9 protein-coding genes and 1 pseudogene are annotated in these 12,449 nt (G+C 47.5%); 5 read left to right on the forward strand and 5 right to left on the reverse strand.

Features of this window, described 5'->3' with window-relative positions; all coding sequences use genetic code 11:
- Positions 1–18: 18 nt before the first annotated feature.
- From AC3WTJ_RS09795 to AC3WTJ_RS09815, 5 genes are all read left to right on the forward strand, one after another.
- Positions 19–570: a spore germination protein gene (locus tag AC3WTJ_RS09795; protein WP_492521594.1), complete on the forward strand. Its 552-nt coding sequence runs from the start codon at positions 19–21 to the stop codon at positions 568–570.
- Positions 563–1,021: a GerAB/ArcD/ProY family transporter gene (locus AC3WTJ_RS09800; RefSeq protein WP_492521595.1), complete on the forward strand. Its 459-nt coding sequence runs from the start codon at positions 563–565 to the stop codon at positions 1,019–1,021. The genes AC3WTJ_RS09795 and AC3WTJ_RS09800 overlap by 8 nt, the downstream gene beginning before the upstream one ends.
- Positions 1,014–2,132, forward strand: a complete 1,119-nt coding sequence (locus AC3WTJ_RS09805) for a Ger(x)C family spore germination protein (protein WP_492521596.1) — start codon at positions 1,014–1,016, stop codon at positions 2,130–2,132. The genes AC3WTJ_RS09800 and AC3WTJ_RS09805 overlap by 8 nt, the downstream gene beginning before the upstream one ends.
- 122 nt (positions 2,133–2,254) lie before the next feature.
- Positions 2,255–3,466 (forward strand): threonine synthase, encoded by a 1,212-nt coding sequence (locus AC3WTJ_RS09810; protein WP_492521597.1) that lies wholly within the window; start codon positions 2,255–2,257, stop codon positions 3,464–3,466.
- A 13-nt stretch (positions 3,467–3,479) separates the two neighbouring features.
- Positions 3,480–3,695, forward strand: a complete 216-nt coding sequence (locus AC3WTJ_RS09815) for a hypothetical protein (protein WP_157319815.1) — start codon at positions 3,480–3,482, stop codon at positions 3,693–3,695.
- A gap of 11 nt (positions 3,696–3,706) precedes the next feature.
- On the opposite strand, the gene AC3WTJ_RS09820 is transcribed toward AC3WTJ_RS09815, so the two are convergent.
- From AC3WTJ_RS09820 to AC3WTJ_RS09840, 5 genes and pseudogenes are all read right to left on the reverse strand, one after another.
- Complete coding sequence (locus AC3WTJ_RS09820) at positions 3,707–4,198, reverse strand: hypothetical protein (protein ID WP_492521598.1); 492 nt, start codon at positions 4,196–4,198, stop codon at positions 3,707–3,709.
- A 125-nt stretch (positions 4,199–4,323) separates the two neighbouring features.
- A complete protein-coding gene (locus tag AC3WTJ_RS09825) occupies positions 4,324–8,034 on the reverse strand; it encodes a rhamnogalacturonan lyase family protein (protein WP_492521599.1) in 3,711 nt (1,236 codons plus the stop codon).
- A 12-nt stretch (positions 8,035–8,046) separates the two neighbouring features.
- Complete coding sequence (locus tag AC3WTJ_RS09830; protein ID WP_492521600.1) at positions 8,047–9,090, reverse strand: S-layer homology domain-containing protein; 1,044 nt, start codon at positions 9,088–9,090, stop codon at positions 8,047–8,049.
- A gap of 94 nt (positions 9,091–9,184) precedes the next feature.
- On the reverse strand, positions 9,185–10,048 hold the full coding sequence (locus AC3WTJ_RS09835) for a cohesin domain-containing protein (RefSeq protein WP_492521672.1): 864 nt from the start codon (positions 10,046–10,048) through the stop codon (positions 9,185–9,187).
- Positions 10,031–12,313: pseudogene (locus tag AC3WTJ_RS09840) on the reverse strand (rhamnogalacturonan lyase); the annotation flags it as partial. The gene AC3WTJ_RS09835 and the pseudogene AC3WTJ_RS09840, both read right to left, overlap by 18 nt.
- Between the last annotated feature and the right edge of the window lie 136 nt (positions 12,314–12,449).

The following is a 12,449-nucleotide window of genomic DNA, read 5'->3' on the forward strand; positions in this document are numbered from 1 at the left end:
TAAAGGAGATCTACACGGATGAGCAGCGAAGAGATAACGGAGATCAACCTGCTAGAGCAAACTCTGCAAATACTCTGCGATTGTTCTGACTTGACGAATCAACATTTCCCGCTTCATCAGGTTGATTTGGTTTATTTCAGTCATCTTGTCAGTTCTGAAGCTCTAAGGAATGATGTCTTGAATATGCTCAATGAACATGACGACAATATGGTAGTGATGTTGAGCAAGTCTTCCTTCAAGCAGAAACTTCAAGCGAATGAAATCGTTCATGATATTCTGAACGGCAGTATCGCAATTTTTTACAATCATAGAGCCTATTTGTACGAAGCGTACGCGCCTGAATCGCGATCGATAGAAAGTTCAGAGACGGAAAGTGTCATTAGTGGTCCAATGGACTCTTTCACCGAATCACTTAGCACAAATCTGTCTTTAATTCGCAGACGCATCAAGGATCCGTCACTCAAAGTGCTTGCCTTCACAATTGGCAGCAAAACAGGCACATCGTTAAATCTCCTTTATTTGGACGGTCTTGCAGATTCGTCTCACGTGCAGCAGTCACTTAATGCGTAGCTTTCAAATCGCTAATCTCCTTACAACCGCTAGCTATATTTTAGTTAGCTTTATTTCCTTTGGCTTTTTCAGCTTGCATCAACTTCAACATATGAAGTTTCCTGTGTTGAATTTGCTATCCTACGTGGAGCTTCCCTTTGTGAAACGAGTGGACGATCTCGTATTCAATCTCTCCCTTTTACGAGTTATTGTTTCGAATGCCATGTTCGCCTGGGCGTCCGCTGAAACGCTCAGACGGCTCTTTCCGGCAGCGAAATTCCGTTCAATCCCCTATGTTGTCTTAGTTATTTTCGCAGCAGCTACCTTCTTTGCCATACCAACAACACTCGAAGAAACAGAGCCGTGGATATTCAGATTTGGAGTTGCAGAAGCAGCGGTTGCCGTCATTCTTCCCATTGTATTACTTACTATCCTTCTTATTAACAAGCGAAGAGGACAAAATTATGCGTAGTTTGTTTATTCTAGTCATACTATTCAGTCTCACAGGTTGTGCCCAGCAGCAACGGATTGAGAAATTAGGCATGTCCGATGCCGTAGCTTTAGATCCTGATTATGATGAAAATGGAAAACCATCCAATACGCAATTATCAATTGCTATATCGGTCCCACGAGCAGGAAAAACGAACTCCGCACAATTAAATATTTTGCAGACAAAAGCTTCTACACCCAAAGAAGGAAGGAGTAACTTCTCCTGCAAAATTGATAAAGTCATAGTTTCAGGTCAATTGAGAAGTATGCTTTTCGGGAAGGATCTAGCTAAACAAGGCATATGGAAAGCCTTAGACTCCTACCGCCGTGATTATACGGTTGGGGAGCGGTTAAAAATCGTCGTTGTGAACGGTAGCGCTGTCGACATGTTAACCCATTCCTATGCTCAAATCAGTTCAGTCGGAAGTCACATTGACCAGCTTCTAACCCAAGAGGCCAAAATTCATGATGTCCCTGAAGTTACACTCTATAGCTTCGCACGCGATTATTTTGACGATGGAATTGATCCCATTGCACCTCTGGTCATGATAAAAAATGATAATGTGGAAATAGATGGAGTCGCCTTGTTCAAAAAAGATCGTTACATGGGAAAGATCAGTCAAGACGACACGGTGATGTTTGCTATTCTGCATCATAACCTTACTAATGCCGAATTCACTATCAGATTTATGGATCAATTGTCTGGTCAAAAAGAAGGAGCGATGATTAGCTCCATTGTTTCCAAACGAAAAATGTCTGTTATGAAACAAGCTGGAGGCGCTCCTCCAAAAATTGTTATACAAATTCGATTAAGCGGTATTATTTTGGAGTATACAGGGCCTTCGACCTTTAAACAGGCAGATGAGCAAAAAACCTTAAATCAAGATTTGTCCAAAGCCATCCGTGAACAAATGCAAGCAGTTCTTAACCAAGTACAGCGCATAGGAGCGGACAACTTGGGAATTGGCACTTATGTCCGAAACAGTATGAGTTACGACGAATGGAAGCAGCTGAATTGGGAAGCCCTCTATCCAAATGCGGATATCCGCGTGGATGTAGACACCAAGATTCGTGACTACGGGATGATACGGTAAACAACTTTTCATGTTACGTTGACACGCTGCTTTCATTTCTATTACGATGGCTAAGTAATTGTCCATAGGTTGGTTCAGACAACTGACTACTTCCACATTTGAACGTTTAGGAGACTTGAGCCATGAAGCATAGTTATGTATCTCATCTTTTTTGCCCGAAATGTGACACGCGTTATACGGCCCAGGACAAACATCAGCTGTGCAGCTGCGGCTCACCGCTTTTAGTCGCATATGACATGGAAGGCATTGCCAAGCACTTGACTCCTGCCATGCTTCGTGACCGCGAACCAAGCCTTTGGCGTTATCGCGAACTGCTGCCAGTCATTCAGCCGGAGCATGTCGTTACACTTGGCGAAGGCTTTACCCCGCTGCTTCCAATGCGCAGTATCGGCGCAGATATGCAGATCCCCGGTCTGCTCATGAAAGACGAAGGCCTGCTGCCTACCGGCTCTTTCAAAGCCAGAGGCGCAGCTGTCGGTATCTCCAAAGCGAAGGAGCTGGGCGTGACGGAACTTGCCATGCCGACCAATGGCAACGCAGGCGCAGCGTGGGCTTTATATGCTGCAAGAGCGAAAATGAAATCAACGATCATCATGCCCGTCGATGCTCCGCTCATTACTCGTAATGAATGTGCGATTTCCGGGTCCAATCTGTATCTGGTCAACGGTCTCATCAGCGATGCCGGGCGGATTGTCGCCGATCTCGTCAAATCCTACAGCCTCTACGATGCTTCTACGCTCAAAGAACCGTACCGCATCGAAGGCAAGAAGACGATGGGACTTGAAATCGCCGAGCAGCTGGGCTGGAAGCTTCCTGATGTTATTTTGTACCCGACTGGCGGAGGCGTTGGATTGATCGGGATATATAAAGCGCTGCAGGAACTGCAAGCCTTGGGTTGGGTGCAAGGGAAATTGCCGCGGCTTGTCTCTGTGCAAGCAGAGGGTTGCGCGCCTATCGTCAAAGCTTGGGAGAATCAAGCCAAAGCCTCGGAATTTTGGCAGGAATCCAAGACAGTCGCCTTCGGCATTAATGTTCCAAAAGCGCTTGGCGATTTCTTAGTTTTGGAAGCCATCTATGCGACCGGCGGATGCGCGATTTCCATTCATGACGAGGAGCTGCTGAAAGAACAACAGCGAATCGCTGAGCTTGAGGGAGCATTCGTGTGCCCAGAGGGAGCGGCTACGTTCGCAGCCGCAAGAAAGCTGAAACAATCCGGCTGGATCGCCGAAGATGAATGCGTTATTGCGCTTAACACGGGGGCTGGCATTAAATATCCGGATACCGTAAACGTCCAGGTTCCTGTCTTGCAGCCAGAGGAACGGATCACGAGATAAGGACGCGCCAGGGGTGAACAACGAATTGAACAAAACACTGATAACGGACATGCAATTATTTGCGGCGGCACTCTCACAAGCGAATGTTGCCGTGATCCAATGCACGGCGGATGATATTCCGGTTTTTCTCGCTGTTGGCAAAATTAGAAAATACACGCCGTTCGAGGTACAAATCGGTGAAATCTCATATCTGCGGGAAGAAAGCGAATTTCGCATTAAAGAAGATTGACAATGAAGCTTTTAATAAAAAGTCACTTCGCAATAAGATCCCAATGGAATAATTTCATTTAAATAGTTGTACATAGCTTCCTTCTCACGATTCTGAAGATGTCGGTCGGCATGAAAATCAAAATAAATCAAGCTCTCAGCGGCATCATAGTGGACAAACGTTAAATGACCGCAGGGAAATAGCCGATTAATGGCCTCAATAATGCCATATTGGTTTAAATTCCTGCGTTTCGCCGTTTGAACAACAGCTTCCGGAATGTCCTGCGGCAGCGGGACTTTATCCGTTTGCACCAAGTTATAAGCTTTCACTTGATAACTAACATAAGGATACAAGTAAGCGCTTGCATAACGTTGCAGGTTCTCAGCATCCTTTTGGGATAAGTTCAAATCTTCGTTCCAGGCATAGATCGTCGCTTTATGCTTTTCCGGCGTATGAATTCGTACATATCTCAAATGCGGAAAACGCTTTTTCACCAACTGCTCCGATAATAAACGAGTTCCCACCTTCATCACCTCTTCGAATTATCTCTTATTATCTTATTCGGATATCTATCATCCTAGACCCGCTCTGATACGCGTAAAAAAGCCTGGCAGGAAGATCATAGATCCCCACCAGGCCTTTCTTATAGCTATTTTAAAATGTAGCTGGCCACTTCACTTAAATCCAGAATATCAATGATACCGTCCACATGGACGTCCGCTTTGCTATTCCAGTTAGGATCGGTGTTTCTTAATCCATAATGAGCGGCAATAAAGGCTAAGTCGCCGATGCTCACTTGACCGGAGTTATTCACATCGTATCCATGACTTGTGTGCACGGAAGCTTGGAACGCTGTCAGCGCGGCATTCAGTTCAGCAATGGCTTGCGTAATTTCAGCCTGTGTAACATTCGGATTCGCTTGAACGGCTTTGGCCTTCGTAATGGCAGCCAGAAGATCAGCTTTCGATCCAGCTGGATACTCCCCTTGGCCAATTCCTTCTACCGCCTGTGCGTATGTCGTCTCAGCCGTGCTAATAAGTGTATTCAACGCGGACAAGTCGGCATAACGGATCGTAATCGGTTTCTCTACGCCTTGGAAAACAGTTTCCACCCCTGCTGCATTCGCCACCTCAGCCGAGCTGTAAACGTTGGTGACAACCGTACTTCCAACCGACTTGGCTCTGAGCTGTAGCGAGATCAGCTCGCTATTGCCCGTCACGCCGTAGTCAGTTCCCAAACTAACTAAGATAACTCGCACCTTGCCAGGTGTACTGTACACATTGCCTACAACACTCACACCATCTTGCAATTCTTTGGTTGATACATATTCGAAGTAATCCGGATTATAGGTAAAGCTCACGTTTTGGGCGATGATGGGCTCCGTAATACCGCTTAGACCGTATGTCAGCGTGAGCGTCTCCCCAGGTTTTAATGTGCTTCCCCCGCCTAACATAATGCCCGGCTCTTGCGGCTCACCTGCTGGCACCGTAATGCTCGGCATCGGCGGTTGGGTCATCCCTCCACCGAGATAGTAACTCACATGAGGAGGCTGGTTGTAGCCGGTATTTTCACGAGCCACACCTAATCGGTATACAGGATCATGCATTAACGTATAGAAGCGGTAATCTGTTACATCCGTTGTCATATAGATGCGCAGCGCACTGCTGTCTTCAAGCCGCCACATCGCTTCTTCACGCCAGTCACCGAATAGATCGGCTTGCAGGCCCGGGTTCCCTTTTGTTCCATTATTGGAGAACGTACCTTCTGCTGAAAGCAGGGTCTTCACTTGTGAATTCTCATAATCCCATTTCAAAATATTACCTACACCGGTCAGCGTCGTATCATTGTAGGTATGGTCGAGCAGCTCACGCTGGAGATCTCCATCCCACCAAATCGCGAAGTTCGCAGGCGGAATATGCGTGGAAATCTCATTGCCCTTCACATCGTACATACCCCCGGAGGTACTGTTCCAGCCTCCCGCATCAATGGCCCAAGATTCAGCCCCTTTGTACCGTGGGTCGATATCGGCGGACACACCACGGCCTACATCATAGGTCGTAGGTTTCCCCCAGATGAGCTCGCCTGTTTTCGCATCGCGGAATTCCAAGCCTGCACGGCTCGGCTTTTCCTCATGCACCTGAAAAACCTCATACCCAGGGCGATCCGGGTCCAAGTCACTTAAATGCATGGCATCTCCATGTCCCAAGCCCGTTGTATAAAGTCCTGTACCATCGTCGTCAACCGCCATTGCGCCATACACAATTTCATCTTTGCCGTCCCCGTCAACGTCCGCAACGCTTAAGTTGTGATTTCCTTGACCTGCATAGCTGCCATTTCCGGGCGTGTTTGAATCAAAGGTCCACACCTTCGTTAACTGTCCGTCTTTCCAGTTGTACGCGACAAGAACTGTTCTCGTGTAGTAGCCACGTGCCATAATCAGACTTGGGTGCTCGCCATCCAGATAAGCAATTGCTGCCAGAAAACGATCGACTCGGTTACCGTACGTATCTCCCCAGTTCCCCACCGTTCCTCTTGGAGGTTCATAAGAAGTCGTATTAAGCGTTTTACCTGTGGTACCTTCAAAAATGCTCAGATATTCAGGACCGGTTAAAATGTAACCTGATGAATTGCGATAATCCGCCGCCCCGTTCCCAAGCACAGTTCCAGCTCCGTCAATGGTTCCGTCCGCCGTTTTCATGGCGACTTCCGCTTTGCCGTTCCCGTCCAGATCATACACCATAAACTGTGTGTAATGAGCTCCAGCCCGAATATTTTTCCCCAAATCAATACGCCATAATTGGGTGCCGTCAAGTTCATAGGCATCCACATAGACATTGCCAGTGTAACCGGACTGCGAATTGTCCTTGGAATTGGAAGGATCCCATTTCACCACATATTCGTATTGTCCATCGCCATCCAAATCACCGACACTAACATCGTTCGCGCTATATGTATAGGCGACCCCATCTGGAGTAGTGCCCCCTGTAGGTTTATTCAAAGGAATATCCAAATGATTCGTTTCCATGACAGAGGCGCTGCCGGAAGCCGTTTGCTCAATTCCGCTCACGATCGCTCGAACCGTATATGTTGACTGCAGCGTACCTTCCGTATCAAGGAAGTTCGTGCTTGAGGTGATCGGGGAGCTGTTGATCTTCTGGCCGTCCCGATACAAATTGAATGAAATGCTGCTTGGCTCTGTGCCCAGCAATCTCCAGCCGACATACACGCCGTTGCTCACTTTAATCGCCGTGGTGCCTCGTTCCAGACGTTCCATTTGACGTTGGAACACTTTTTTGATCGGTGATACGACAGAGGCTGTGAGATCGGATAACCCGGCCGAATTTACGGCTGCAATTTTATAAAAGTAAGGAATATTCGTTGTCACGGATTGATCAACATAGGATGAATCCGATGTTCCGGCAATTTTACTGTAAATTCCCGTCTCGCCTGCCGATCTGTAAACATAGTAGTAAACAGCTTCAGAAACGGTATCCCAGTCTAAACTAACAGAACTTTCTGTGGCATTTGTGATTTGAAAATGGCCGGGGACCGCTGGTTTTTGGCCCGTTCCATCTGCAACGGTTACCGACAGCGGGTCACTTTTCGGTGATTCATAACCACCGACTGTATTTGTTACCGCATACGTATAAGTTAAACCAAGTTCAACTGAGCTGTCTGCATACGCTGCTGCGCTCGTTGTTCCAATCTTGGTATACTCGGCTTGTCCTTCACCTTTCCTGTAAATGCTGTATTCGCTCACACCTTGTGCAGCATTCCAACTAAGCTGTACGCTTGGAGATGGAGATACGTTCACTCTGTCCACTTTGACACCGCTCATGACCACAGCCGGCGTAATTTCGATGACGTTGACACGGCCGTCATTGCCGCCAATGTCCACGTTCATCTGTCCGTCCGCAACAGTGACAACAGCCGTGACATCCTGAAAGCTGCCGCTGGCTGTATTCGTGGAACCCCGATTGATCCCCTCAATCGTTACGGCCGTCTTATTGCTTGCCGTTCCATCGCCTGCGGTAACTTTGACGAAATAATCCCCATTTTCCATGTCCACTTTAAATGAGAAGCTTTTATCAATGACAAAATCTCTTAAAATATCGCTGAAACCAGCTCCACGATCTCTACTCGCTATGGTTTTGCTGAGACCAAATCCGGTAGCGCTGCTATACAACGTAGATTCAGAAACTCGTGTATAACCGGGAGCTACAGGACTTGTCGCTGTTCCGAAATCAAAGAGGTAGGCTTGCTGAGCAGCAGAAGCTGTCTTAGGAAGTACGGCTGAGCCTGAAAATATGGCGAACGCCATCGTTGCGCTTAAAAAGAGCGGAAGTTTTCTCATTTTCATTTTCGCGTTCATCTACCTTTCATTTGCCGATTGGAAGTTATCGTAAGCTGCGAGAATTAATACAGCCGCTTCAGCTCGTGTTGCTTGATCATCTGGAACAAAATAGTTGTTGTCTCTGCCTTGAATCAATCCAGCTTTACGTGAAGCTTTGATTTCCTGCAGCGCCCAAGCCGGAATCCGATCCTCATCGGCAAAGGAAACCGCCTCATCGGAGTTTGACTCCAGACCGATTGCCCGTGCGACCATAACCGCCATCTCCGCGCGCGAAATGAGCCGATCCGCACCAAAGGAATGATCTTCGTAACCTGTTACCACGCCAGCGGATGCCGCTTCAAAAATATAAGCTTTGGCCCATTGCGGGATATCGGCGATATCGGAGAATTGCATATTTTGTGCATCCTTGCTAGTAAGCGAGATCGCACGTACCAGCATAGCTGTGAACTCCGCTCGCGTTACTTTGCCGTCCGGTTGGAATGTTCCATCGTCGTAGCCGTTTACAATACCAAGCGACGCTGCTCGCTCGACGGCTTTTTGTGCCCAATGATTGGCCATATCACTAAAAGTAATAGCCACTCCCTGCTTAGGCGTAATATCCATCGCGAGCTTGGAATCGGAAGGTACCGTAGCTGCTTGCATCGCGCTCGTCACTTCTTTGACCTGTATAAGTTTGATCTCCGCTGGTCCTTCTGACAAATTCTCAAACGTAAAGGAGGCAAGTTCCACATCCCCTGAATCCCCCGGTAATTTTCCAACTTTGGTATGGGCAAAAATAACTTGCCCTTCTTTTACGATAGCCGGAACGGAAAATCCGTTCATCGGGCTCGTTCCTTTTATAAAACGTAAATGGGTCGTGTCATAGGATAATCGAATTTCGTAGCCAAAAAGGTCTGTCACATGGATGCCTTTGACAACGACTCGCACCTGACTCCCGACTTGGGTTTGATTGCTGGTTAGGGATAAGGAGTAGCTTGGCGACTCAGCCGCCATAGCTTGTGCGGAATTGAATGAAATGCACAGAAATAAACATAATGCGAATAAAAGCCCTTTCTTTTTCAACGTAGCCTCCGTCCTCTCCGTGATGTGAATGGGTGCGGGGAGAAAAGCAGCAGCTTTCCCTGCCTTCCCACCCGCTAATTAAGGAAAATCCCGCTTAAAAGTCTTCGTTAATGATCAACTGCGCAAGTGCTGAAAGATCTTCGATATCAATCATTTTATCGTTGTTGAGGTCAAATTGTTTCCAATCGTTCCAATCTGGACTGTCGACCGATTTACCATACGCTTTAACCATAAGCGCCAAATCGCCGATACTTGCTTTGCCATCATTCGTATAGTCACCAACCACTTTTGTAACCACAGATTGACGGAAAGTTTGAAGTTTAGCGGAAAGCTCAGCAATCGCTTGATTAATAAGCTCTTGAGAGATCGTCGGATCATTCGCAGCCAGAATCGCTTTATCAATAGCTGCTTGCAAAATGGCTTTGGAGCCAGAAGGATACTCACCAACATGGCTGCCTTCAACTGCGCTGCTAATTACACCTTGTGCTTCAGCAATGAGAGCATTCAACTGCGTTTTGTCTCCAGAGCCAATTTGCACGGCGTACGAACTGCCCTGCAGCTGCCGCTCGATGCCCGCACCGTTCGCAACAGTTAACGCTGAGACGGCTGCCGTTCCTACTCCGGATTGCACGGAAGCTTTGGCCGTCAAGCCGATGGTGAATAGCGGACCGTTAGGAAGCGCTTGTTTATCGCCGAAGTGAACGCCAAGAATGCGAAGCTTGCCTGGTGTTTGCTTGTAATCCACAATCTTGAATGTGTTTTCGTCGAGCGAAACAGGAGGCGTATTATTCAGATCCAACTTATTCGTATCCACGTCAATGGTGATATCCTCAGCTACTACCTCCGAGGAAACGTGATTCAATCCGTATGTAACATTGAAAGATTGCCCGGGAGCGACGGCGTCAGGACCGCTTAAGGATGCCCCTGTTGCAAAAGGCTTCAAGTTTGGAATCGGCACCTTGGACCAATCCGTGTCAGAGGCAAAATAAAAGCTCGTATATGCCGGTTGATTGTACGCTGTGTTCTGTCTAGCGATCTCAGCCCGATATTGCGGATCATGCATTAATGTGTAAATCTTGTGATTCGTTACATCCGTACTCATATAAATCCGAATAGCGGAACTATCCGTCTTACGAACGAGCAATTCTTCTCTCCAGTCGCCAAAAATATCGGCAACAAGCGAAGGATTCCCTTTCGTGGAGTTATTGGTCGTCGTGCCTGTAGCCGTCAGCGCTCTAGCCCCGCCCCAAACATCAATCGTTGGCGTTGAACCTTCCGCGCCATTCACAATTTGCGTCGTCATGTTGCCCGCCCATTTGATGCTCATGTTTGTGCCTGGCATGGATGTTCCTAATGTGGTGCCATCGGCCATACGCAGGGCCGTAGCCCACGTTTCGATACCTCTTTTGGATGCATCGACATCACCGATCATGCCACGTCCTGTGTCTTTCCCGGTGTAGGCGCCATAAATCGTCTCACCTGTCTTCGCGTCACGGAAGGAGTAGCCGTAAGGTACGCTTGTCGCGCCTTCGTGAACCATGAAGATCTCCAAACCAGGACGATCCGGGTTAATGTCTGTAACGTGCAGAGCATCTCCATGGCCCAGCAACGCATAGTTTCCAGCATTCGGACCTGAAGCAATCGTATCGCCGGAGCTGTACAACAATTTGCCATCATGGTCAATCGTTGAGGAGCCGTATACAATTTCTTGCTTGCCGTCGCCGTCCACATCAGCGCTAGTCAAGGAGTGAGCACCTTGCGTCGTCAGTGTTGCATAAGCAGGATTAGATCCCTCTCTTCCGTGAGGGGTGTCATTGAACGGATTCGTCATTTTCACCCATCCGCTATCTACGAACCAATACTCTTGCAAATGTTTACCATTCCATCGGTACGACACGATCGTACTTCTCGTATAGTACCCTCTGGCAATGATTGCATAAGGATTCTGGCCATCCAGATACGATACCCCTGCTAAGAATCGGTCCACACGATTGGCCGGTTCAATTCTTGCAAGCGCATAATCCCCCCACATGAGTCCGTCATCTTCACGACCCGGCTTGTAGTGGATGGTTTCCAGTTCCTTGCCTGTCGCGCCTTCAAACACCGATAAATACTCAGGATCGTCTACAACAAAGCCTTCAAATTCCCGCAATTTGTTATTTGTGCTTCGACTTGGCGCATACACGTCTATAAAATAATCCGCTAAAAGCTTGGCATCCCCTTCAGACAGTGGATAGGAATATTTTTTGGCGATGCCGAAGCATTCTTCCAACGTTTTAGGCCAAGAACCGTTCAGCACCTCTGGGTGCTTATCCCAATTCATGAACATGTTCACCACATGATCGTAGTAACCTTCGGCGCTCAACCGATAATCGTCCGTATTGGCATAGCCTTTGGCAAGATCTTCGCCCGGCATCGTGATATACTTCGTGGATGTCACATTACCTTGAGCATCATATTTACTGACCTTTGTACCCGGTGCTGTTTTGAACATCATCTCTGATTTTCCGTCGCCATCGAAATCATAAACCATGAATTGCGTATAGTGCGCACCCGCTCGAATATTGACCCCAAGATCAATTCGGTACAATAACGTCCCGTCAAACTTATAGCAATCTACATATACGTTGCCTGTATAACCTTTTTGAGAGACGTCTTTGGAGTTGGACGGGTCCCATTTGACGAAATATTCATATTGACCGTCACCGTCGACATCGCCAACGCTCATGTCATTCGCTTTGTAGGTGTATGCTTCACCTTTTGGTGTAACGCCATCCGCCGGCTTTTTCAAAGGCAAATCATAGAAACCGCTGCCCCATGGCGTAACGGATGCGCTTTTATCCACTTCATCTCCGTTAGCGACCGCAGCTACGTAGTATTTCGATGAAACCGTTCCTGTGCTGTCAAAATAGTTCGTACTGTCGTCGATCGTAGCAATTTTCACGCCGTCTTTATACAAATTAAAGTTTGTCCCCGTTAATCCCGTGCTGGAGTAGCCCGTAACCTCATTGCCAAGCAGCCTCCAACTGAGAAACACGCCATTGCCTTTGACAACCGCTGTCAAGCCACGATCCAAATATTCCAATTGAATGCCCGACGTCGTTCCCTGATTGCCTGATTGTTCATCGGCTGCTGCTGTTCCGACCATACTGCTGAACATCACCATGCAGCCGGCTGTTATAGTAAGCGCTTTCTTTGCTAGGCTGAGTTTCTTGTACACCATGCTTTTCGTCACCTTCCTAATCGGAGATATGTCGCGTATTTTGTCAGAAAATGATATGTATGCGATACAAATTGTTTCTTTCTATCGACATTTGTCGAATGATGAAAGAGAGTTGAGGCTTAAGAATCAGTTCCTT

It is taken from the genome of Paenibacillus sp. FW101-FHT12H11 (assembly GCF_058790355.1).

Coding starts and splice junctions, on each gene's coding strand:
- AC3WTJ_RS09795 (WP_492521594.1), top strand. CDS start 19: ATGAGCAGCGAAGAGATAACGGAGATCAACCTGCTAGAGCAAACTCTG.
- AC3WTJ_RS09800 (WP_492521595.1), top strand. CDS start 563: ATGCGTAGCTTTCAAATCGCTAATCTCCTTACAACCGCTAGCTATATT.
- AC3WTJ_RS09805 (WP_492521596.1), top strand. CDS start 1,014: ATGCGTAGTTTGTTTATTCTAGTCATACTATTCAGTCTCACAGGTTGT.
- AC3WTJ_RS09810 (WP_492521597.1), top strand. CDS start 2,255: ATGAAGCATAGTTATGTATCTCATCTTTTTTGCCCGAAATGTGACACG.
- AC3WTJ_RS09825 (WP_492521599.1), bottom strand. CDS start 8,034: ATGAAAATGAGAAAACTTCCGCTCTTTTTAAGCGCAACGATGGCGTTC.